General features: G+C 60.7%; 21 protein-coding genes and 2 pseudogenes. 8 read left to right on the top strand and 15 right to left on the bottom strand.

The genetic code is table 11. The features are described from left to right. Positions 1-97 precede the first annotated feature (97 nt). Genes C481_RS00665 through C481_RS00655 form a run of 3 tightly spaced genes read left to right on the top strand, consistent with a single transcriptional unit; the run spans position 98 to position 3,080 of the window. Complete coding sequence (locus C481_RS00665; RefSeq protein ID WP_006106812.1) at positions 98-1,570, top strand: DUF58 domain-containing protein; 1,473 nt, start codon at positions 98-100, stop codon at positions 1,568-1,570. Next, on the top strand, positions 1,567-2,202 hold the full coding sequence (locus tag C481_RS00660) for a hypothetical protein (RefSeq protein ID WP_006106811.1): 636 nt from the start codon (positions 1,567-1,569) through the stop codon (positions 2,200-2,202). Before C481_RS00665 ends, C481_RS00660 begins: the two co-directional genes overlap by 4 nt. Further along, a complete protein-coding gene (locus C481_RS00655; protein ID WP_006106810.1) occupies positions 2,199-3,080 on the top strand; it encodes a hypothetical protein in 882 nt (293 codons plus the stop codon). The genes C481_RS00660 and C481_RS00655 overlap by 4 nt, the downstream gene beginning before the upstream one ends. A gap of 44 nt (positions 3,081-3,124) precedes the next feature. Here the strand turns inward: C481_RS00655 and C481_RS00650 are convergent, their stop codons facing one another. The 9 genes from C481_RS00650 to C481_RS00610 all read right to left on the bottom strand — a co-directional run bounded on the left by C481_RS00650 (position 3,125) and on the right by C481_RS00610 (position 12,712). Next, positions 3,125-4,129: an AAA family ATPase gene (locus C481_RS00650; protein WP_006106809.1), complete on the bottom strand. Its 1,005-nt coding sequence runs from the start codon at positions 4,127-4,129 to the stop codon at positions 3,125-3,127. 31 nt (positions 4,130-4,160) lie between these two features. After that, positions 4,161-5,333 carry a DUF4350 domain-containing protein gene (locus C481_RS00645; RefSeq protein ID WP_006106808.1) on the bottom strand — a complete coding sequence of 391 codons (1,173 nt, stop codon included), beginning with the start codon at positions 5,331-5,333 and terminating at the stop codon, positions 4,161-4,163. Then, positions 5,330-5,632 carry a hypothetical protein gene (locus C481_RS22495; RefSeq protein ID WP_006106807.1) on the bottom strand — a complete coding sequence of 101 codons (303 nt, stop codon included), beginning with the start codon at positions 5,630-5,632 and terminating at the stop codon, positions 5,330-5,332. The genes C481_RS00645 and C481_RS22495 overlap by 4 nt, the downstream gene beginning before the upstream one ends. A 622-nt stretch (positions 5,633-6,254) precedes the next feature. Further along, positions 6,255-7,433 (bottom strand): ABC transporter substrate-binding protein, encoded by a 1,179-nt coding sequence (locus C481_RS00635; RefSeq protein WP_006106806.1) that lies wholly within the window; start codon positions 7,431-7,433, stop codon positions 6,255-6,257. A gap of 1 nt (position 7,434) precedes the next feature. Continuing rightward, positions 7,435-7,644: a hypothetical protein gene (locus C481_RS00630; protein WP_006106805.1), complete on the bottom strand. Its 210-nt coding sequence runs from the start codon at positions 7,642-7,644 to the stop codon at positions 7,435-7,437. Between the two features lie 62 nt (positions 7,645-7,706). After that, positions 7,707-8,714, bottom strand: coding sequence for a HEAT repeat domain-containing protein (locus C481_RS00625; RefSeq protein WP_006106804.1), 1,008 nt, complete (start codon positions 8,712-8,714; stop codon positions 7,707-7,709). Positions 8,715-9,245: 531 nt separating this feature from the next. Further along, entirely contained in the window at positions 9,246-10,400 is a 1,155-nt protein-coding gene (locus tag C481_RS00620) for a cobalamin-independent methionine synthase II family protein (RefSeq protein ID WP_006106803.1), read from the bottom strand. Between the two features lie 341 nt (positions 10,401-10,741). Continuing rightward, a complete protein-coding gene (locus C481_RS00615) occupies positions 10,742-11,182 on the bottom strand; it encodes an NHL repeat-containing protein (RefSeq protein ID WP_006106802.1) in 441 nt (146 codons plus the stop codon). A gap of 3 nt (positions 11,183-11,185) precedes the next feature. Beyond that, the gene (locus C481_RS00610; protein WP_006106801.1) at positions 11,186-12,712 is read right to left on the bottom strand and encodes an aldehyde dehydrogenase family protein; all 1,527 of its coding nucleotides are present in this window, start codon (positions 12,710-12,712) and stop codon (positions 11,186-11,188) included. 343 nt (positions 12,713-13,055) lie between these two features. Here C481_RS00610 and C481_RS21510 point away from each other — a divergent pair. Then, positions 13,056-13,202, top strand: a pseudogene (locus C481_RS21510) (IS6 family transposase); the annotation flags it as partial. 106 nt (positions 13,203-13,308) lie between these two features. Continuing rightward, positions 13,309-13,778 (top strand): annotated as a pseudogene (locus C481_RS23135) (IS6 family transposase); the annotation flags it as partial. 213 nt (positions 13,779-13,991) lie between these two features. On the opposite strand, the gene C481_RS00605 reads toward C481_RS23135, so the two are convergent. Continuing rightward, the gene (locus C481_RS00605) at positions 13,992-14,756 is read right to left on the bottom strand and encodes an IclR family transcriptional regulator (protein ID WP_049904278.1); all 765 of its coding nucleotides are present in this window, start codon (positions 14,754-14,756) and stop codon (positions 13,992-13,994) included. A gap of 180 nt (positions 14,757-14,936) precedes the next feature. Between C481_RS00605 and C481_RS00600 the strand changes: the two genes are divergently transcribed. After that, positions 14,937-15,743: an SDR family NAD(P)-dependent oxidoreductase gene (locus C481_RS00600; protein ID WP_049904276.1), complete on the top strand. Its 807-nt coding sequence runs from the start codon at positions 14,937-14,939 to the stop codon at positions 15,741-15,743. A gap of 58 nt (positions 15,744-15,801) precedes the next feature. Here C481_RS00600 and C481_RS00595 read toward each other — a convergent pair whose 3' ends face one another. Genes C481_RS00595 through C481_RS00585 form a run of 3 tightly spaced genes read right to left on the bottom strand, consistent with a single transcriptional unit; the run spans position 15,802 to position 18,715 of the window. Continuing rightward, positions 15,802-16,596, bottom strand: coding sequence for an ATP-binding cassette domain-containing protein (locus tag C481_RS00595; protein WP_006106798.1), 795 nt, complete (start codon positions 16,594-16,596; stop codon positions 15,802-15,804). Continuing rightward, a complete protein-coding gene (locus C481_RS00590) occupies positions 16,593-17,597 on the bottom strand; it encodes an ABC transporter permease (protein WP_006106797.1) in 1,005 nt (334 codons plus the stop codon). The genes C481_RS00595 and C481_RS00590 overlap by 4 nt, the downstream gene beginning before the upstream one ends. An 8-nt stretch (positions 17,598-17,605) precedes the next feature. Then, positions 17,606-18,715, bottom strand: a complete 1,110-nt coding sequence (locus C481_RS00585) for a sugar ABC transporter substrate-binding protein (protein WP_006106796.1) — start codon at positions 18,713-18,715, stop codon at positions 17,606-17,608. Positions 18,716-19,019: 304 nt separating this feature from the next. On the opposite strand from C481_RS00585, the gene C481_RS00580 reads away from it, so the two are divergent. Beyond that, positions 19,020-20,777: an alpha-L-fucosidase gene (locus C481_RS00580; protein WP_049904275.1), complete on the top strand. Its 1,758-nt coding sequence runs from the start codon at positions 19,020-19,022 to the stop codon at positions 20,775-20,777. 67 nt (positions 20,778-20,844) lie between these two features. Beyond that, positions 20,845-21,804: an amidohydrolase family protein gene (locus tag C481_RS00575; RefSeq protein ID WP_006106794.1), complete on the top strand. Its 960-nt coding sequence runs from the start codon at positions 20,845-20,847 to the stop codon at positions 21,802-21,804. A gap of 33 nt (positions 21,805-21,837) precedes the next feature. Here the strand turns inward: C481_RS00575 and C481_RS00570 are convergent, their stop codons facing one another. Continuing rightward, positions 21,838-22,185 carry an L-rhamnose mutarotase gene (locus C481_RS00570; protein WP_006106793.1) on the bottom strand — a complete coding sequence of 116 codons (348 nt, stop codon included), beginning with the start codon at positions 22,183-22,185 and terminating at the stop codon, positions 21,838-21,840. A 61-nt stretch (positions 22,186-22,246) separates the two neighbouring features. Next, on the bottom strand, positions 22,247-23,344 hold the full coding sequence (locus C481_RS00565) for a Gfo/Idh/MocA family protein (RefSeq protein ID WP_006106792.1): 1,098 nt from the start codon (positions 23,342-23,344) through the stop codon (positions 22,247-22,249). Between the last annotated feature and the right edge of the window lie 6 nt (positions 23,345-23,350).

Here is a 23,350-nt window from a genome sequence, read left to right as displayed (position 1 = left end):
TGACCTCGCTAGTCCCGTCCAACATTGTGCTCCGCTGCACCAGCCGTAAATGACCGGAATCTTCAACATCATCAGCGGTGGATCGTAACCGTACGATATGCGCGTAACACGCCGGTTCTGGGCAGCACTCGCCCTGTCGGGGTTCCTCGCCGCACTAGCGGCGATCCTCGAACGGCCGGTACTGCTTTCGGGTTCGGTTCTGATCGGGACGTGGATTCTCGCGGCCCAGTATTCGTTCCTCGCCGCTCTTGAGCGGACGACACGGACAATGTCTGTGACCCAATCGCCGGCACGCTCGTCCGTTCGAACGGATTCTTCGATGGCGGTGACACTCGCTGTAACGCTCGCGGAACCGGTACCGCTCCACCTCGGAATAGAGGCGGGGCTTCCGGTGGCGACAACGGGCGATTCCCTCCACGTGGCGGTCACGCCCGGGACGACGAGTAGCGAGCAAACGGCCTCGGTTACCTGGCCCGTTGCAGGCCGCCAGCAGTTTTCCGCGCCACAACTAACCGCGACCGACGGGCTCTTCGTCGCAACGTTTCCCGCAGGTGATCGACCGACGGTCACCGTCGAACCGGGCGGACCGCGACGGGTTCACGTCGGCGAGGGCGGCACCCACCTTGCGAGCGCGTACGGAGAGCACAACTCGGAACAGCACGGGAGCGGTATCGAACTCGCCGAAATACGGGAGTACACGCCCGGCGATGCGACCAGACGGATCGACTGGAAGGCGACCGCGCGGCTCGGAACACCTCACGTTCGCGAACACGAGACGGACACCGACCAGCGAACGTTGTTGGTGGTCGACCACCGAGCGTCGCTGGCGACCGGTCCGCCGAACGAAACGAAACTCGACTACCTCCGCAACGTTATGCTCGCGACAGCACGGAACGCACACGATCTCACCGATCCGATCGGACTGCTCGGCATCGGCGATCACGGCACGACAACGTATCTCGAGCCGGCGACTGCGCTCGACTCGTACACGGCGATTCGCCGCGAACTGCTCGAACTAGAGCCCTCTTCGATTGATACCGAACACCCCGAGACCATTCGTGTGTCCCGGCCGGACGCCGCTGTAATGCAGTCGCCACACGAATCCCCGACGTTACGGACGGTTCGACGGTCAGCCAGCGATCTCGACGAGTTCGAGACTCCATCCGACCCGTTCGCCCGAACGCTCCGCCCCTTCTACGCCGATCAGCAGCCCTACCGGTGGCGAATCCGCGAGCAACCGCTCTTCAATTCCGTCCGAACGGCCCTCGCATCGAATTCCGGAGCCGTCTGGATGGCCATCTTCACCGATGATTCGAATCCGGCTGAACTTCGGGAAACGGTTTCGCTCGCCAGGCAAAACGGTGCCGCTGTGACGATTTTTCTCGCACCGACAGTACTCTATGACCCGCGAGCCGGCGACGACCGAGCGCGGATGCGCAACCGGTATCTCGAGTTCGAAACGCTCCGTCGCGAACTCGCCGGCATGGATCGCGTGCGTGCGCTCGAAGTCGGCCCGCGTGACCGGCTCTCGACCGTCCTCGAAGCCGGCCGCCACGGTGATCGCCAATGACCGGACGCCTCGAACCGACTGGTGCGGACGAGACCGACGAGACGGCCGCCCACGGAGACGCTACACTCGAGCCGACGGCAGTCGAAACGATCGAACCCGATGCGCGCGCTGCCGTCGTGCTCTCGCTCGGCGTACTCGTCGTCGCGTTTACCGCTCTCGCCGGGTTCCGAGGGACGATCGGCGCGCTCGCAACGGCAGCCGTCTGGTACGCCGCCGGAACGCCGTACGCCATCGCACTCGGACACGTCGCGCTCCTCGCCCTCGCTCCCGCCGGCATCGACTCCCACTCCCGATCGCTCGTCGTTATCGAAGCAGCGTTCGTCTTCCTCCTGCTGGTGGCCGTTCCGCGAACCGCGTCCGGAAATCGAGTTCGACACGCCGCCGCCGTGATCGGCGGTATCGCCGTACTCGGCGCCACGGCGTGGACCGTGTGGCTCCCGCTGGAACAACCTCTCTGGATCGCGACGGGCGCAGTGATCGCCGTGCTCGCCTGCTGCGGGTACATTCTTCACCGATACGAACTCGTCGTCGTTCGAGAGGCGGGTGGACAAAATGCGACCGAGTTCGGGACGGATCCCAGCGAAGCGCCAACTCGTCCCGACTCTCCCCCGGAAAGCCAGTCTGAACCATGAGTACAGAGACGACTCCCCGAATCGATCGCAGCGACTCGCAACCAACAGAGCGAACCCCCAGTGAGGATCAATCCGATTCGAATCGCGCGGAAGCGAACGACACCGTCGAACTGTTGGCCGAAGAGAATCGTCGTCTCCGCGCCGAGTACGCCCGCACGAGGCGAACAACGTATCGACGGACGGCGTTTTGGATCGCCGCTATCGGAGTCGTCGCCGTCGGCGGCGGTCTGTGGCTCCCCGATGCGCGGCAGGTCCTGTTCGCCCTCGGCGCGACTGGCCTGTTCGGCGGCGTCCTCACGTATTATCTCACCCCCAGTCGATTCATCCCCGCCGACATCGGCGAGCGCGTCTACGCGACGGGTGCAACGAACCTACTGGCACTCGCCGATGAACTCGGGCTCCGAGAGGAGTACCACTACCTCCCGAGTAGCGACTCGAGACCGCCGCGCCTGTTCGTTCCCCAGCAAACGGACTCCGACCTTCCGGACGACCGATCGGGCCCGATCGTAACGCACGCCGCAGAACGGGGCCTCATCCTCGAACCGACCGGATCGGGCCTCTTTACGGAGTTCGAGCGCGCGCTCAACGGGTCGCTGCCGACAGCGGCGACACAAATTGCGACCGAACTCGGCGACGGCGTCGCCGAACAACTAGCACTTGCAGACCGCGTGGAAACGTCTGTTACTCCCGATGACGGGCGTGCTACTGTTACGATCGAATCGAACGCTTTCGGCGATGTCGACCGATTCGACCACCCGATCGCCTCATTTTTCGCGATCGGCTTCGCCGAGGGCCTCGATCGTCCAGTTGAACTCGAGATCGATCCTGGTGAAAAGAGCGCGGAATGGCTTCTCACGTATCGGTGGGAGACGCACTGACCGGTTTCGATCGGCCTCCGACGTATTCCTACCACAGTGTCCCATCATTGTTCGTCCGGCGTGAGGATGTCAGTGCTCGGCACAGCCACTGATTCGACAACGTCCGTGACAACATCGTCCGGCGACACGTCGCTCAGTTCGGCGTCGGTGGCGAGCACGAGCCGGTGGACGAGGGTTGGTTCGGCGAGCGCTTTCACGTCGTCCGGAATGGCGTAATTGCGGCCGTGGATCGCCGCGCTCGCTTTGATGCCGTTGAGATAGACGAGCGTCGCTCGTGGCGATGCGCCGTGGACCGTATCTGGATGCTCTCGTGTAGCGGTGACGATATCAATCAGGTACTCCTTGAGCGGCGGGGCGACGTAAACCGACGACGCATACTCGCGTGCACGATGCAACTGCTCGTCCGTCATGACCCGATCGATCGTTTCCGGACCGAGTGCCGGATTGTCGTCGAAGCGATCGACGAGTTCACGTTCAGCGTCCTCGTCGGGGAGGTCGATTCGGTGTTTGAACTGGAAGCGATCGAGTTGCGCCTCCGGTAGTTCGAAGACGCCCTCCATCTCGAGCGGGTTCTGCGTCGCGATCACCATAAACGGTATCGGCAGCTCCAGGGTGTCTCCGCTGATCGTAACGCGACGTTCTTGCATCGCCTCGAGAAGGGCACTTTGGGTCTTCGGCGTTGCACGATTGATCTCATCCGCAACGACGAGGTTTGCGAACACCGGTCCGCGCTGCAGGTCGAACGTACCGTCGTGCTCGCGGTACATTTGCGTCCCGGTGATGTCAGCAGGAAGGATGTCGGGGGTCATCTGGATGCGGTTGTACTCGAGTCCGCTCGCTTTCGCAAAGCTATTCGCGAGCGTCGTCTTCCCGACCCCGGGAACGCCCTCGAGAAGCAAGTGACCACGCGTTAGCAGTGCGATCGTGAGTAGTTCTATCGCGTCGTCATTGCCGACGAGCACGTCGTCGATCTCGGTTTGCAATGCGTCGTAGATCGTTGCGGAGGCGTTCGTACTGGCGTCGTCGACTATCGGTTCGTTCTCGCTCATTGATCTGGATGCGTATCGATCGGGTGTCGGCTCAGTCGTCGTCGGTCCGCTCGTCTCGTCGGTCCCACGCCGGAGTATCACGCTGGGGATGGATATCGGTATCGTTACCTCTCACGCGCTGAATCCGGTCCGAACGGTGCTGTCGATTTTCCCGTCGGGAATCGTCTGGCTGCGCTTTAGAGAATCGTCCGGCGTCCGTCAGCGTTTCCTCGAGTTCGCGACGGCGGGACCGGTGGGACTGCCGCCTCGTGAGCCGCCGCCAGAGCGGCGTTATGCGGTGACCAGCCAGTGCGGCGATGAGTACGATACCGATGGTCCCGGACAGCGTCTGCGCGAGCGGCGTCGCACGTACCCTCTCTATCGTCGTCGCCAGCACGGGCGGATCATCAACGTGAGAGATATCGAGTAGAACGCGCTCATCGTCCTCGTATAACCCGCGGATGAACGCGGAATTATCCGGTCGTTCGCGCATCGCGTTGATCGTAATGCTCGGATCGCCGACGACGATAACGCGGCCGTCTCCGACGGATTCGGTTGTTGCAACCGAATGCGTTCCGATGTGGGTTCCGTTTCCGGTATCGCCACCATCACCCTCGAGAGACGCGATATTGCTCGTCGTGACGAGTTCGGTCGTCTCGTTTGATCCGGGATTCACTGCCGTTCCGTGGTTCAGCGTCAACTGCTCGACGTCGGCGGTTATCGAATGGTTTGTGACGCCGGTCGCGATCGGCATCTTCGGGCCGCGATAATAGTGTTGTTCGTCGCGAAGCAGTCGCCCGTCGACCCGAGCGTCGGCGTCGACGGCTTCGAGCAGGGTGTTCCCCTCGTCCCCGACGTTTTCGAAGACGACGAGCGTTCCGCCTTCGTCGACGAACGATCGAACTCGCTTTGCGTCCGCACCGGTGTACGGCTCGTCAGGAGCGATGACGATCGCAACCGTTTCGTTCGGATCGGCCGTCTCGTAGGAGGTCGTGTCACGAACCAATTCGCTTTCCACGTCGGGATCGGATTCGAGGTGGTTTCGGAGGTCTGTCGTCCCGTTCCACGAGGGGTTGAACGGATCGAACGCCGCCGTCGATGTCACAGCGGCTAGCAGCAGCGTGCCAACTACCGCGACTCCGAGGGCCCATGCAAGGAGCGTCGGCCACTCGAACCGCCGATCGAATACCGATGGCTCGGACTTCGATCGCTCAGCATCGCTCACCACGGTATCACCTCCGGCGGAAGAACTTCGACGAACCGGTGACCTACGGCGAGGATGAAGGCAACGAAACCGCCGAGAACGACCAACGTCAGTCGTCGCCTCCATCGGGGCCGGACGGTGACCGGCGCAGTCAGTTCGACGATGAGCAAAAGCCCGAGTAGCGATCCGACAAAGAACAATTCGTACGAGAACAGGCTAACGGCCGTCAGAACGATGATGATTGCCAGCATCCACGCGAGCTGTCCGCGAACGAACTGTAGTCGACGGCGTGCCACTGTTACTTCGCACTGATAGCGCATCCTATCTAAACTTATGGGTCGTCACTCCGGTAATAGCGTCCTATCACCGTCGGACCGCCGGGACTTCCCCTGATGCAGGCGTTGCCTACGAGTTCCGACGAACCAACACCGAAACTACCGGCTGTCGTCCCGTCTCTATCGCTCTTACTACTGGTCCTTTCTCGACATTCGCTCTGCTGACCCGAATTCGACGGGCGATCTTATCGCCCCCGTGTCGGTTGTTTTACGCCCAGATTTATAATGTACGTTAATTATATTCTTGATTCTCCAATGGTATACGAGTACGGCTACACGGGAGCTAGTCTCCGAAGTAGTCACGGCAACCATCGCATACTACGGGATCGCGCCGAGTTCTTCTAGGAAATTTTGACGGACTCTTTCCAATCGACTTTCCCTCAGGAGACCAGTTCGTGACGAAAGCCATCACTCTCGAACGACAGCGGCCACGAACTGACTCGCTCCACCACCCGACAATTACACGCACTGAACTCGTCGAACGACTAGTATCGGCATTTACAGTGGTACATGTGTAATCGAGTGCGTTGCAGAACTCACTTAGACCGGCTATAACAGGGAGTCCCACTAACGATCGCGATTACACTCGACCGTTTTCACGGACCGGTCATGGATCACCGGTGATGATGGCCGCAACCTGCTGTCGATCAAATAGCTGTTCGTCCGCAGGAATCTCGGGATACGCTCCCGCTTCATAGGTCGGCCAGGATCCGAATCGGTCGGGATACAGCTGTTTTGCGGTCATCTCTATCTGAAAGAGATTCAGAATCGGCCCCTGGTAGCGTGCGCCCTGTGCATACACGCGGTCGTTCTCGACTGCAGCGAGTTCTTGACCGACTGCGTGCTCGCGCAGCTCGGTTCGTAACGTCGCCATATCCGTCTCCGGGACCATCCCGCCGAGCGCGAAGATCACGTCGGGGTCAGCGTCCAACATCGCCTCCATATCCACCCGGTCGCCCGAGGCGATGGACGCATCGAACGCATCGAGCGGGTCGAACGGCCGCAGATGTGCGGTTAGAAACCCCGGCGCATCGGTAGTGTAGACGTAAGGACTCTCGATTTCGCTCAGTCCGATCAGCGCGACGGTCGGACGGGCTTGATCCGACGGGAGATCCGCCTCGATCGCGTCGAACAATCCCCTCCGTATCGTTGCCAGTTCCCGATACCGCTCTCGCTCCTGGAAAGCTTCGGCGACGATTTCGAACTGCTCCCACAATCCGTAATACCGGTACCCGTCCGCCCACTCTCCGGTCGGTTCCCGATGACGATCGCTAAGCGAATTTCCGAACCACGGCGCGACGCTCGTTGCAATCTCGTCGACGTCGTCACGAGTCCAGCTATTGAGTTGTGTGATCCCCGCAACATCAGCGAGATGAATATCACTGTTCAGTTCGTATAACATCTCCTTGTCGGGCTCCCACGAGGAGTACAGTCCCGTCCAATCGAGCGACACACCAGGAAGGCGCTCGACGAATTGATTCCACAGTGCATCGTAGTACTCTGGCGCGTGCATCGCGTTAACGGTATCACCGCGCCCGAGTGCGAACGCCATTCCGGCGTGGTGTGTCAATCGCGTGAAGACGGTTTCCGGCGGCGAGTCGAAAGTAACCGCTCCCGCCGGCGATATTTCGACGGTATAGCCGCCCTCGCCCGTCTCTTCCGATTCGGACGGCCCGCTATTGAGGCACCCGGCGAGGACGCCGGCCCCAACGACTGCACCGCCGTATCTCACGACGTCTCGTCGCGTCGACTGTCTCGTCGTCTCCGGATCACTACCGGTCGTCACGTTAGAACTCCCCGTTACTGCTCGCCGATGCGCGTCGTCGGTCGAAGAGTTCTGTCCCGTCAGTTACGGCACCGAAATCGCTCGACCCGACCTTCTCGCTTCCCGTTCCGCCGATACAGTCGGCGGGGTTCCCGCCGGTTGCAACTGTTTCATCGTCTATCCCGTACGCCCGCCGCGTCAGTCCCTCACGTGCCGCGCCGATGCTTGACATACTATTTAGGCTGACCTAAAATATAATAACTGCTTCGTTTTTGGCCCACCTAAATATTCGGCTCAGTACGGCGTCCCGCAGCGCGGGCACATCGGCGGTCCACGCTCTGGAAGCGACCCGCCACACTGAGTACATTCGCCGTCAGGTGACGCGATTGCGTCGGCAATTTCGTCCACCCGATCGCGGATCGATTCGGGCGAGGCGATCTCGTCATCGGAGTCGACCCAACTCTCGCTCTCGAGACGAGCAAGCGCAAACCGTACGCGTTCGGTTACAAACGGTTCGTCACTCGCCGAGCCGACGGCGACAAGCCGTTTTTCGGGAACTATCGACGTGTCCGGAGTAGCACCCGCAAGCAACCCGAGTGCCTCGGCCGCACGTCCGCAGACGTACGGACACTCGTCGTCGAGACGGGAACCGAGTTCGCCGACACTGTCAGACAGTGCGGCCGGTTGCTCACAGCCGACTGCCACAATCGCCGTGCTAAGGTAATAGCGGACGAGTTCGTTCTCGGCGTCGAGATGGGCCGCGAGATCCGAGATCCAGTGGCGCAATCGACGAGGGTTGCCGAATGCGACGTAGGCGAGTGCTTTCGCCAGTTTTTCTTTCACTTCCGGTTCGTCGAACGAGAGGCCGGTCCGGAGATCCGCGAGCAGGTCGGGTGTCGTGGCTTTCTCGGGATACTCGACTGCGACGTACCCAAGCGTCTCGGCCAAGCGCGCCCGGACGTAGTAGAACTCCGACTTGTCGGCGAGTCGGGCAGCTATCGCGTCGACGGTATCGACCATCGCGTCGGGTCTCGTCTTCGATAGGGAAACGAACAGCTTCGCGGTCGTCAGTCGAACCGATCGTTCTTCGGCGGTGAGAAACGGGAGCAGTTCGGGAACGAACGGCGCGAGTACGGCCGGCTGCTCGACTGCGATCGATTGCAACGCTCGAACGAGTTCTTTCTGTACGTCGGCGTTTGCCTCGCGATACCCCTCGAGTCGTTCACAGGTCTGCTCTCGGCTACTACTTCGAAGTTGATCGATCAGTTCGTCACTTAGTGGCAGGTCAAGAGAGTCGTCCATTGTCGATCGATACGTATTACGGACACGTACAGCGTAACACAGGAAAAGCGTTCTGACAGTTCGCCCGAAGCGGCGACCGTGACCGCTTCAAGAACGCACCATAGTTGCCCACGGCCGGCCCTGGTTTCCCCCAGATATCGTCGATCTCGAGATCGTCGTTCGATGTCGTCATCGATTTTCGATCGGTTCGTCTGTCCGACGGTATCGATCACGATTATCTTTCCGTCTAGTATCTTTGTGATCTGGCATTTCAGATCCTACTTTCGTTTGCGAGGGAAAATACGATAAGTACGAGTAACTCGTTCTACCGTCCCCGACGTCCAACTGAACTCGCATCGCGGGTGGGTAATCTGTAGCCGAAACTCCCACTATGGACGCCTTCCACTGATTCAGTGACTATCGACGAAGTGAACGGCCAAGAACGGTATCCCTCAAGGAATGCGAGTAAAGCCGAACACATCTCATTTCATGTAGTATTATATACAATTTGAACTATCACGAATATCATATGTTATCTGATATAGATACTCATCAGTAAATACGTTCGGTTGCGATCTCCGCACCTTCGACGAGGGCCTCGAGTTTCGCCCACGCGATTTCGGGGTGGACCATGCCGAGGCCGGCCTGCGTTCCAAAGCCGCAATCGGGCGCGGCGACAAGCGGCGTCCCGTCGTCGACCGCATCGGCGACGCGTTCGAGGCGGTCTGCGATCGTCTCCGGGTGGTCGATGATGTTCGTCTTCACATCGACAACACCAGGTAGTAACGTCCAGCCGTCCGGAAGCGGGTGTTCCGAAAACGCGCGGTACTCGTGCTGGTGGCGGGGGTTTGCCTGTTCGATACTTAATCCCGTGATATCGGCATCGTAGATTTCTGGAAGGAGGTCAGCGAGGTCCGTATCGAGATGGTGTGGGCCCTCGTAGCTTCCCCAGCAGGTGTGAAGGCGAACCTGCTCGGCAGGGACGTTCTTCAACGCCTCGTTGAGCGCTTCGACGTGAAGGCGAGTAGCGTCCCTGATTTCTCCACGAGATTCGTCCGCATAGGCCGCCGTTTGGCCGATGGTGAGCAGTTCGGGTGCGTCGAGCTGAAGGGTCATTCCGGTCTCGGCAATCAGTTCGTACTCCTCTTGCATCGCGTCCGCGACGGCAAAGAGGAACTCCTCGTACGAGTCGTAATACTCGTCGACGTGCGTGGTTGCGACGACGCTCGGCGATGCCGAGGTTACGAACGTTCCCTCGAAGTCGGTGTCAACGGCTTCGATCGCGTCGCGGAATCCGCCGAGTTCAGCTTCGGCCTCCTCGTGGCCGGTATACTCGACGGGACCGGTGACAACAGGCTGCATCGCGAGGTCGATGATATCCGTCTCGAACGTCTCCTCGGCGTACTCCGGAAACGCTTGAAGGTCGGCCCAGAGATCCTGCTCGCGCGTGCCGCCAATGCCACTGAGTCGGTCCGCGACGTACCAGTTGAACGAGACTCGCGACTGTTCGCCGTTATTGACGACATCGAGGCCGACCTCGGCCTGTCGTTCGAGGACAGCATTCGTGGCGTCTGCGACGGTTGTGGTCCACTCGCCTTCGTCGACGTCTTCCCCGTTCTGGTGGGCTTTAAGCAGTTCTAGCAGTTCTGGCGGTCGCGGGAGACTACCGATATGAGTCGTGTGGATTCGATCTGTGGTATTCGTCATTGTACTCACTAGAGTAATAATACCATCTAATAATATAACTGTTGGTATTACTCTATCGACGAAGCTCGCGGCTGCTGCGCCGAACCGATGGTGCTCAAGACACTGCAGACTGTCGCTCCGTCATCGCTGGCGGGAACACCGCACAGTTCGTCCCGAAACGATCGCCAGTAGGACAGCCGTTCCCGGATTCGGGCAAATTTTTATCAGCGGTAGCACGCTCGTACTGATCCACCGGCTGTGGGTGTGTAAAAATCCGACGCAAGTACCCTGTTCGTGCGAGCATTCGCCTTCACTTGGTCGAACTGCCGGTGGTACTTGTTTTCGGCTCGGTTCGATCCTTGTCACTCCTCTGTTGCTGCGTTCTCGCCTCCCACTGACACCGGCACGCGATCTCCGTTACCGGGAAGAGATAATTCGGGGATCGTGCACGTACGTACCTCCCCCGACGGATGGAGTGCGACGGCGATCGATCCGGCCTCGTGCATTTGAGCGAACGTCCGGACGAGTTCAGTCCCATCGAATCCGTCGGGGGCGTCAACGTTGACTCGATCAGTCAGCTGATCGCTCTGGAGTTGTACCCAGCCCGCAAGCGCGAGTTCGACCTTCGTTCCGGTCGGCCCGTCGAACTGCGCTCCGATAGCCGAGTTCCCAACGACGATTTGATGCAAGCGCTCGTGGGCTCCCGACGGGACGACGTAAACACCGCCGTTAGGTGCGACGGTAAGATGGCGGACGCGCTCGCCATCCCATTCGGGAAACGGGATCGAGACCGGCTCACTCATCGCCTACTCCAACGCGACGTTGATGGTTTTCGTCTGTGTATAGTGGTCGGCGAGCGCTTCGTATCCGATCTCACGACCGATACCGGACTCCTTGTAGCCGCCGAAGGGTTGCCCGGCTGGGAAAGAGTTGTACTGGTTCACCCATACCGTCCCGGCTTCGATGTCTTTTGCCGTCTGATAGGCTTTCGTCAGGTCGTTAGTGAGGATGCCCGCTGCGAGTCCGTAGTCGACGTCGTTCGCCAGTTCGATCATCTTCTCGTAGTCGGTCCACTCGAAGACTTCTTGGACTGGACCGAAGATTTCCTCCTGGACGGCACGGTTGTCGTGGTCGATGTTGTCGATCAGCGTCGGCGAAACGAAGCTTCCCTCTTCGAGTGCTTCGTCGTCCGGCACGTCTCCACCGGTGATGAAATCGGCACCAGCGTCACGCGCTTCTTGGATATACTCGAGCGTGTTTTGGGCTTGTTCTTCGGTCACTTTCGGTCCCAGGGTCGTCTCTTCGAGGAGCGGATCGTCGATGACGAGATCCTCCGCGGTGGACGCCAAGGCGTCGAGGAACTCGTCTTTGATATCGCTGTGGATGAACAGCCGCGAACCCGCGGAACAGCACTCACCCGTATTGTAGAAGATGGCCGTTATCGTCGTGCTGACCGCCTTGTCGAGGTCCGCATCGGGATAGATGATCAACGGGCTCTTCCCGCCGAGTTCGAGTGTGACGTCGTGGACGTTCTCGGCAGCCTGTGCCATCACTTGCTTGCCGATTTCGGTCGATCCGGTGAACGCGAGCTTCCGAATATCCGGATGCGTAGCCAGCGGTTCGCCAGCCTCGGGACCGAATCCGGTAACGACGTTTACGACCCCGTCGGGGAGCACGTCATCGACTTCACCCATGAGCTTGAGAATTGTCAACGGTGTCTCTTCGGCCGGCTTGAGCACGGAACAGTTTCCTGCGGCGAGTGCTGGACCGAGCTTCCAAGCGGCCATCAACAGCGGGAAGTTCCACGGTATAATTTGGCCGACGACGCCGTACGGTTCAGCGATCGTTTGGACGTGCTGGCTATCACCGCCACTTGGGATCGTCTCACCGCCGTTGACACGGACCGCGCCGGCGAAATAGCGGAAGTGATCGGCGACTAACTCCATATCGACTCTGGACTCGCTGATCGGCTTCCCGTTGTCGAGCGTTTCGAGCAGGGCAAACTCCTCGTTCTGTTGCTCGACTCGGTCCGCGATTTCCTCGAGAACACGCTGCCGGTCCGCTGCTGAGTAGTCCGACCACGTTTCGTCGTAGGCGGTCCACGCCGCCTCCACCGCCCGATCGATATCCTCGTGATTCCCCGCTTGGATAGTCGCGAGCGAGTCGCCGGTCGTTGGATCTCGCGTTTCGAACGTTTCTCCCGACGAACTCGTTGTCCATTCGCCACCGATGTAGAGCTTCAAATTCGGTGGAACGACATTTGCTGCGGTCTCCTGGTGGCGTTGTTCGATGTTGCCTCTTCGATCGCTGGTTGGCTGAGATTCGGTCGACATTCCATGCGAACGATCAACGCCCAGCACATAAAGATATATGACTACTACTGTATATGATAACCTGGAGTGGTTACAAATACCTCTGGGGACTTTAACTAGGGTTCAAAGTTAACTGAATATGGATAACAGACCGGGAACGGTATGTGTTATAATCTTCGGCGCTGTCTAGTTGAGCTAGTTTGAGGAACGAACAGATCGTTGAGTTGAGTTGGACTACTGCTCGCAGACCTACTCGGCGAGAACTCCGACGCGAATGGAGAGAATCGTGAGAGGACGGGCGGACGGCGACGTTCAGGAGAGTTCCGTTCTCCTGCAGCACATCAGAATCCACAGGGTTCTGAGGACGCCCCTCAGGGCATTTACCGTCCGTCTCCACGCGACTGGCTGTTTGAGTGACAACAACGATTTTCGCTGAACGAGGCGTAGAACGCTCTCACGGAACGGTCTGTAACTGGACACATCGGTAGCTGATAGCGTCCCAGACCCGCCGTCGTCCACGAGAGCAACGCTCTCGTGTGGCCTCTTGGAGCGCAAAGCGCTCCAACGGTCGGCGAACCGAAGATTCGACCCGCAGCAGAACGCGGAGCGCTCTGCGGACGGCGAAGCCGACGCGGGTCGCAGTTGACGTAACCGCCACCAAAATCAACGGCGAGTAGTGTTGTTTGTTACACACAATAGAGGCCGGGATAGCGATGATTCTCGATGTCGCGTTGGTTGGTCGATCCGGAACTGATACGGTGGCTACGTTTCTACGTAGGTCCGCGAGAAACACGATCTCTCGGGCGCTTCGTTTCTCGTTGATCAATCTGCCTATCGGACTGCCCTTTCTCGCTTCGGGCTGCACGGTCGGGTCAACTACTCCAACCGAAAAACGCATCGGAAGCTGGTTCACACCCTCAAAATGCGCGTTGACCGCTTTCATAACTCGTAGGCGGGCAGTCGGGTGAGCGTCCGCAACTAACTTGAACAGATCGCACATTACTACGTCCATCACAGACCGTATCAAGCCCTCACTGGAAACACGCCAGTCGAGGCGATTCAGAACCAGACGGTGCCCGGTAGATGAGCGATGAACGAGATCCGTAACGCAACGTTCCAGTGGCCCGTTTCACGGACGGGCCTATCACCTCTCGAACGGAACTGCTTGCGTATCCGTGATTACGGTCAATCGGCGCGGTTACCGTGCATCGTGCTTGTCCGATCGACGACGCTGAACTCGAACGGTGAGTTTGGTAAAAAGAATCGTTGAGACGGTATATAGCTAGGCGTTTCAGTCGGATTACGAATACGTGATATTGAGTTCAATCACGTTGGTCGCTCGTTCGAGTAGCGAGGGGATCTCCTCCTCGAGCCGATCGTCTTGGATTCGCGTCGTTGGCCCCGAAATGGAGAGTGCACCGAGAACGCGACCCGTATTGCTGCAGATCGGTGCCGCTGCACAGCGAAGCCCCTCGACGCGTTCTTCTCGGTCGAACGCGATCCCTCGTTCTCGAATGGTAGTCAATGCTTCGTGTAGCTTCTCCCGGTCTGTGATCGTATTGGTGGTTACTTCCGGGAGGCCATGCCGAGCGATGATTTCGTCGACGCGCTCCCGCGGGAGATGCGCTAGAATCGCCTTTCCGAGGGCCGTACAGTGGAGGTGCACGCGAGTACCAACCTGAGCGTCTACTTGGACCGCCTCGTCACCGGCGACCCGGTAGATGTAGGTTCCGCGTCCGTGTTCTTCGACGAGGAGGTTAACGAGTTCACCGTCTTCCTCGGCGACTTTGTCCATCTCGGGGCGCGCGATTTCGTACAAATCGCGCCGGTTTCGGGAGTACGCGCCGAGTTCGAGGAACCGAATGCCGACGTGGAACGTCGTTCCCTGTTTTACCACGTATTCTTCCTCTTCGAGCGTGCTGAGATAGTTGTGTACGTTGCTCTTCGGGAGCCCGACGTGGTCGGCGACCGCTGTCACACCCGCGCCGTCGAGTTCCATCAGTGCTTCGAGTATTCTGAACGATGTCTTCGTCGATTTAATGGGGTTCTTCGCTTTGGGTGACATTATCTCACTAAACCTTGTTCTCGTATAAAAATCTTGGTTCGAATGCGGAAACGTGGACGACCACTTGATAGCGATCCAGCCTGCTTCGAGACGCGAAATCGGTTCGACAGGACTCGATATCGTTCTCCACGACTGTTTCGCGCGTAAGTATATACGGCTCATTGTCGTACCAACGGGTGTATGGTTGGACACACAGTGTACGAGTTCGGCGGTGAAACCGTCATCGTCACCGGATCGACGACCGGTATCGGGTACGGAATCGCGAAGGCATTCGCCGATACGGGAGCCGATGTGGTTGTCAATTCGAGAACGGAGTCGGCCGTCGAAGAGACGGCAGCGGAACTGAGCAACGTCGGCGAGGGGTCGGTTCTCGGCGTGACGGCGGACCTCTCTCGGAGTGACGAGATCGAGCAGTTGGTCGACCGTGCGGTCGACGAGTTCGGGAGGGTCGATGCGCTGGTCAATAACGCCGCCGTCTGGCCGGCCGAAGACTCGATGGTGGATGCGTCGCTCGAAGAGTGGGAGACGACGATGAACGTCAACGTCCGTGCCCAGTATTACGCGTCGAAGCTGGTCGCCGAGCACATGACCGATCGGGGGATGCGGGGATCGATAGTCAATCTCTCGAGTCAAACCGGCGACCGGAGGACCGGCAACCGTGGCCTGTACGGCGTCTCGAAGACTGCGGTCAACGGGCTCACGTGGCGGATGGCACACGACCTCGCTCGAGAGGGGATCCGGATGAACGCAGTTTCGACCGATGTGACCGACTCGAGACAGCTTCGACACGAGGCCAGCCAGGTTGCAGCCGAGCAACCCGAACGGACAACCGGTGACGTACTCGAAGAGTGGGGCCGCGAACGCCCGCTCGGGCGTCTCGGTCAGCCGGACGACATCGCCGATGCGGTTTTGTTCCTCTGCAGCAATGCCGCCTCTTATGTTACGGGAACGATCCTTCGAGTGAGTGGAGGCGGGAACCTGCAATGATCGCCCCGACGCTACGCTCCGCCGACCGGAACGGTGCGGGGTCTGAGCTTGAAACTGGCTACGGTCGCTCTCCGGAGACCATCAGCGAACTGAGCTCCGCTTTCGAGACGTCGTCCGCGTCCATGATCGCCGCCATCCGTCCCTGGTAGAGCACTCCGACCCGATCGGCGAGACCGAATATTTCGTCGAGGCTGTGGCTGACGATGACGATCGTCTTGCCGTTCCGTTGCAGGGTACGGACCGTGTCCTGGACGAGTTCAGTCGCGTCGACCGAGAGCGCGCTCGTCGGTTCGTCGAGGATCACGACATCTGGATCGAACGCGAGCGCTCGAGCGATGGCGACGAGTTGGCGTTCGCCGCCGGAGTGGAAGGCGACTTCGGCGCGCGGATCGATGGTCCGCTCGAGGTGCGTCTCGATGATCCGTTCCGCTCGGCGGTAGGTCTCTTCCCAGTCGATGAGAGAGACCGGGCCGATTCGGCGTTCCGGGAAGTTGCCCATGAAGATATTCGTCGCCACGTCGAGATCGTCCATCAGCGCCAGGTCCTGATAGACGGTTTCGATGCCGCGTGCTCTGGCTTCGTCTGGGCTCTCGAATGCGACCGGTCGGCCGTCGAGACGCAACGACCCCGTCGTCGGTCCGTGAATGCCACAGAGGACGTTCATCAGCGTCGATTTCCCGGCCCCGTTGTCGCCGACGACCGCGAAGATCTCGTTCTCTCGAACGGTCAGATTGACGTCCTCAAGCGCGACGATTCGTCCGAACACCTTTCGGACGTCGTCGACGGCGATCTTCGGTTCGGTCTTGCCGGACGCGGGAGCGTCGTCGGCGATATCCGTCGTTTCGCTGTTCATCGCCGCACCCCCGCCGAAAGCACTCGCTCACGAACGCTTTCTTTGGTGTTGTACAGCAAAATGGCGATCAGAAGGACGATTCCGTTGACGACTTCGATGAGCGTCGGGTCGACGCCGCTTACGTTGAGTGCGGTTTCGATGAGACTCAGTAATAACACGCCGCCGAGCGCCCCGAGCAGTTTTCCGCGGCCGCCGAGCAAGCTGATGCCACCAACGATGGCGGCGGCGAACGCGGGAAACACCATGTCGTCGGCGATGTCCGGAGAAACGAGGCCCGTGTAGCCGGTTAACATCCAGCCCGCGATTGCACAGAAGAAGCCACTTAGCGTGTAGACCGCGATGATCGTTCGATCGGTGCGGATCCCGACGGCGCGGGCGGCGTCCTCATCGCTGCCGACCGCGTACACCGCCTGCCCGAACGCCGTGTACCGGAAGAGCGCTACCATACACGCGAACGAGGCGAGCAGAATGCCGATAGCGACGAGTGCGCTGTCTCCGGGCGCGACGTACCCGTCCGGCAGGCCCGAGATCGGTTGGGTCGTCAAGGCGAGTTTCCCGCCGCCGAAGATGATGAAGAACGCGAGCGTCTGCAAAAACGGATTCATGCCCAACTTTGCGATCATGATTCCGTTCGTCGCGCCGATCGTACACCCGACCGCGAGGACGATCAGGACGCCGAGGACGGGGTTCGAGACGAGGTTCCACTCGGCGAGTACCATCGCGGTGAATACGGCGGAGAAGCCGGCGATGGCGCCGACCGAGAGATCGAAGTGTCCCGACAGCAGACAGATGCTCTCCGCCAATACGATCAGTCCGAGGGGAACCGCCGCAAAGAGCATCAGTTCGAGGGTCGCCGCGTTCGTAAACACTCGCGGGACGGTCACGAGTATCAGCAGCGAGATCACGGCCAGAATCGGCCAAATCATGTTCTCGAGAAGTACCAGTACTGCCCGTTCGGAAATCCGTTCGAGTTGCCGCGTGACGATGTTTGTGGTGCTCATAGAACGCGTTATCCCCAGATGTTCCCCCAGAGCCCCGGGTGATCGACGTTTTCTTCGGTGACGACCGTGCCGGCGGTTAGCACGTGCGTGTGCCCGTCCCGTTCGATCACGTCGGCGGGTTCCCATATCGGATCCGCCCAGAGTTCGACGCCGTTGTGCTCGACGGGTTCGAACGGGTAGTCGTCCGCTTCGAGGGTCGATCCCGATTGCGGAAGCGCCTCCTCCCCCTCATCGAGGTACTCGAGTAGTTGCTTGATCGCAAGCGGAATGTAAAAGTGAACCGGCTGATCGACGGTCGCGTCGATATACCCGTCCGCGATCATCGGATTCACGTCCGGACCGGCGTCGGGTTGGGTGTGGACGATATGCTCGTCGTGACCGGCGGGGTGGGCGAGATCCAGCCGCTCGAGCGCGTTCTGAACCCCGATCCCACAGGTCATGTTCGTCGCGTAAATTCCGTCCGGCGGATCGTTCGCGCTCAGATAGCTCTCCGTGGTCGATTGAGAGTCGTCGACGCTCCAGTCGGTCTGGATGGTATCGACCACGTCGACGCCGTCCCGACCGTCGATGAACTCGTTAAAGCCGTCCGTCCGCGCGTTCGATTGCTGGTTGAAATCGCCGCGAACGTGCAACACGGAGTACGTGTCCCGCTCGGGGTACTGCTCCTCGAGATTTTCGATTAGCAGTTCCGCACACCGTTCGCCGGCCTCGGCGTTCCCGAACGCGGTGAACGTCTTGATCGAGTCGGTCGTCCCCGGGTCGTTGACCGTAAAGACGGGTATCCCCTCCGCATCGGCTTCGTCGATCGCATCGTCGACCGCCTCGTCGAACGGCGCGGCGATGATCGCGTCGTAGCCCTCGGCGACGAACTGGTGGATATCGGTCACCTGTTCTGCCGAATTCTGGTCGTGGCTGACGACATCGTACTCGACGCCCTCCTGTTCGGCGTACAGTTCGCCCGCTTCGTAGAACGCGGTCACCCAGTCCCCGCCGACGAGGTGTTGTGAAACGCCGATTCGGAGCGAACCATCTCCCTGGTTGCTCGTACACCCGCTAACGCCGAGTGCACCGATGGTGCTTGCGGTTACCAGATACTGTCGCCTGCTAGTTATGGGCATGCTACTCGAAACAGTCATGCCAACCTAAATAAAGATTATCGTTATAATGAATATTCATGTAGTTAACTCAGTCCGAAGGGAGACCTCCGGCCGCCAACGGTCGAGCGATTCGTACCGGAAGCGTGACAAAGACGGGTCACTGGACGAGATGTCCACACTCGACCACCTCTCACGAGTTTAGAAGTGCGCCCGGTCGACGCGTTCGAGGCGCTGGGCGATGACGTCGCGGCGGTTCGTTCGACAGTCTCGATCTCGGAGCAAGATTTATGCGGTGGTGTATTGACCTGGATGTATCGGATAGACTATGTCATACAACGACCGGGCTGTGGACTCAGCCGACGGGACGGAGGGACCCGCTGCGGACGATGGGATGCCAGCACTCCGACGGCAGTTTCTCGCGTCCAGCGGGACGATTGCGGTGTTGGCGACGCTCGGAGTGAATCCGACGGCCGCCCGACCGGCACCGGAAACGCTAGCCGCGTTCGAGACGAGGGTCGACGAGACGGTCACCGATGCGCAATCGGTTATCGATGCCGGTCCGTTCGAGCCGTCGTGGGACTCCCTCGCCGACGTGACGCAGGTCCCCGAGTGGTTCAGGGACGACAAATTCGGCATTTTCTGTCACTGGGGAGCCTACTCGGTCCCGGCGTTCGGGCACGAGTGGTATCCGCGCCAGCTATACAACACCGATCACGAGATCAATGCCCACCACCGCGAGACGTACGGCGAACCGGACGAGTTCCCCTACCAGGAGTTCATCTCCGAGTTCACCGCCGCGTCGTTCGACGCCGACGAGTGGGCGGCCCTCTTCGACCGAGCGGGCGCCCGGTACGCCGGACTGGTCGTCGAACACCACGACGGCTGGTCGCTCTGGGATTCGACCGTTAGCCCCTGGAACGCCGGCGACACCGGCCCCGAGCGGGATCTCGTCGGCGAACTCGAAACCGCGATTCGAGGCCGAGAGATGCGGTTCGTGACAACGTTTCACCACTCGTACAACGTGATCGGCGCGGACGGATACTTCTCGTTCGCCTACGAGAACTACCCCTCGGTTCCCGAAGAATACCCCGAGCAAGTGCTGTACGGCAATCTCCCCGAGGCGCTTCGATTCGACGCTTGGCTGGCGAAACTCGTCGAGGTGGTTCGGGACTACGACCCGGATTTCGTCTGGTTCGACTGGGGACTACCCGACGTTCCCGAGGCGTACCAGCAACGGTTTCTGGCCTACTATCACAACGCGGCCGCTGCGCGGGATGCGGAGGTCGTCACGACGAACAAGGACGAGGTAGTACCGATGGATGCGAGCGTCGCCGATTTCGAACTCGGGCGGCCGCGCCACGTCCAGGATCAGGCCTGGAACGCCGAGTTCAAGGTGGCCGACGAGGGCGGATGGGGATACGTCGAGAATCGAACGTTCCACTCCGCGGAGCACCTGATTCACGTCTTGATCGACATCGTCAGCAAGAACGGCCAGTTGCTGTTGAGCATCGGTCCGAGGGTCGACGGCACCATCGAACAGGCCGAGCGCGAGCGACTGCTCGCGATCGGCGCGTGGCTCGACGCTCACGGAGAGGCGATCTACGAGACCCGGCCGTGGGCGGCGTTCGGAGAGGGGCCGACGCGTATCGAGGAGGGCGGCGAGTTCGTCGAGGACGTCGAGTACGGCCCCGCGGACGTGCGGTACACGCGGTCGAAAGACGGGACCGCGGTGTACGCGATCGTCATGGGCTGGCCCGGTTGCGGTGAACTCGTCTTGGAGGGGCTCACCGTCGACGATCCGTCCGCGGCTCCCGGGACGCCGCCGGGTCACGGCGGGACGCCACCCGGACGCGAGGAGGATCCACCGGGTCACGACGACGGGCCGCCCGGAAACCGGACGGGAGCGGCGGCCGGCTCGATTCGATTGCTCGGGCACGGTTCGGTCCCGTACTGCGTTTCGTCGAACGACCACCCGGTAATCGACGTTCCGGCACTGTCCGGTTCGGAGCGCCCGAGCGACGTCGCCGTCGCCTTCGCGCTGGAAGGGTTCTCCCTCGAGCCGTCGTCTGCTGCCCACCGGTAACGTCGCTGACAATCCGGAACGCGATCGGCGACCCAGCGTTTATGAGCTACCCTATCGTATCCGATGTATGACTGTCATCGATACGCACACGCATGCGTGGGGTGAACCGACGGCTGAACTCCCGTGGCAGGCGGAGGCGTTACCGCCAGGCTGGTCGGGATCGTACACCCACCGCGATCTCGTCTCGGACATGGACGCGGCGGGCGTCTCCCAGGCCGTCGTCGTGACGACGCCGCTTTACGGCCGCGGCCCGCGAGCGAACGAGTACACGATGCGGAGCATCGAGGCCCACCCCGACCGCCTCTACGGCGTCGGATTGCTCGAGTTCTTCCCGTCGGACGCGGGCGACGCCGTCCCGGCTCTCGAGCGGGTTACCGGCCATCCGCGGATGCTCGGCATCCGCGTGCACGCAGCCTTCGAGTACGAAACGGTTCCGACGACGGTCGACCGCGACGGCGACTGGATCCTTGACGATCGTCTCGCCCCCGTCTGGCGAGCGGCGGGTGATCGCGGCGCGAGTATCTTCGTCTTTCCGAAGGCGCAACAACTCGACCGGCTCGAGACGCTCGCCGGTCGCCATCCGGAGACGACGTTCGTCGTCGATCACATGGCGTGGCCGGATGAAACCACGGGCTCCGATGTCGCCCCCTGGGCTGCGTTCGAGACGCTCGCGGCGCACGACAACGTCTACGTCAAGGTAAGTTCCCTCCCGCGGTCTGCGGCTAGCCCGTGGCCCTACGAGGATCTACACGGCTACGTGACGAACCTTCTCGAATGGTTCGGCCCGGAGCGACTGTTGCTANGGTCTGCGGCTAGCCCGTGGCCCTACGAGGATCTACACGGCTACGTGACGAACCTTCTCGAATGGTTCGGCCCGGAGCGACTGTTGCTCGGCTCGGATTATCCCTGGATGGACGAGTGGGCCGCCTACGACGAGTGTCTCTCGTGGCTCGAGACGGTCGAGACCCTCTCTCGGCGCGACAGGGCGTTCATCACCCATCGGACGTTCGAGCGCCTTTACGGGTGAGTCTCTCCGACATGAATTGTGAGGATTGAACCGCTACGCCCGGTTCGTTTCGAACGACCAGATTTCCTCCATGTACGGCACCTGCTCGTCGCCCTCGGCGTTCACATCGACGCCATCGCGCTTGAACTGCGCGACGCGGCGTTCCCACGCCTCGACCGCCGGATCGTCGGCGACGGCCGCCGTGTAGGCGTCGATATCCTCACACTCGAGAACGCAGACCGCAATCTCGTCGCGAACGAACACTTGAAACGTCTCGACGCCGGCCCGTTCCATCGCATCGGTGACGCCCGCCGGCACGTCCTCGTGCGCCTCGACGTACTCGGTGCGAGCGTCGGGATCGATTCGCTGTACGTACGCAGCGCGTTCGGTTTCCGTGACCATATCACAGGCCCGAAGCCTATCGACAAGACTCTTTCCCAGTCTCGCACGATGTGCACGTCTCTTACCACGAGGTTACGCGAACGTCACGTAGCGGCCGGGCCAGCGGAATCTCGACCCGCCCGCCCGTGTGGTGTGAGAGGTACAGTCCGATGATGATTTCGAGGCTCCGCGTCGCCTCCTCGCCCGTCGAACCGTTCTCGGCGCGTCCCTCGAGAACGTCGACGATGTGTGCGGCCGCGTTGCTAAACGCCCGCTCGTAGTCGTCCTCCCAGGTCCACGCCCCGTCGATACCGGGAAGCGGCTCCTCGACGTGCTCTCCGTCCTCGAGCCGCCAGTAGCGCCACTCCCCGTCGTCGTTGTTCAGGTACAGTTTCCCCTCGCTGCCGAGAAACTGCAGCGTCATCGACGAACTCTCGCGGGGAATCGTACAGTCAACGGTGACGAACGTACCGTCGTCCATGACGACGAAGCCGCCGCCCCCGGCGTCGTCGACCCGAGAACCGGCCTGGAGACTCTCGACGGCCTCGTTTTCGCCGGTGACGTAGCCCGAGACGGTTTCCGCGCGAGCGTCGAGGAGGTAGACGAGGGTATCGAGCAGGTGCGTCGAGTTCCGGAGTAGTTCCATGCGAAACTGCGTCGCCACCGATCGGGGATCGCCGAGTATCTCGTCTTCCTGAACGAGCGTCCGGAGTCGTCGGAGTTTGTCCGTAAAACGGAACGAGTGGTTGACGAGCAGTTCCGTGTCCGTCTGCGCACAAACTGAGACCATCTCGCTGGCTGCGGTTACCTCGGACGCGATCGGTTTCTCGCACCATATCAGGTCGGGGTCCGCGTCCGACTGCGCGGCGTCGATAACGTGTCGCCGGTGGAGATACGACGGCGTGCACACCGAGACGATGTCGAGCGATTCGGCCGCGAGCATCGCCTCGTGACCGACGTAGCGCCGGTCCGGATCGATACCCCACGCCTCGCCGAACCGGTCGAGTTTCGCCTGGTCGACGTCGGCGCCGGCGACGAGTTCGATCTCCGACTGCGCGTCGAAGCCGCCAGCGTGGCTGGCGGTGATCTTCTCGCGTCCGATCCGGTCTTCGTCGTGCATGCCGAGGATTCCCATCCCGGCGATCCCGCCGGTCCCGATAATGCCTGCAGTGTAGGTCATCGTGGA

This window comes from Natrialba asiatica DSM 12278 (assembly GCF_000337555.1).
In the GTDB taxonomy this organism is placed as follows: domain Archaea; phylum Halobacteriota; class Halobacteria; order Halobacteriales; family Natrialbaceae; genus Natrialba; species Natrialba asiatica.
This window is presented reverse-complemented; position numbering and strand designations above follow the sequence as displayed.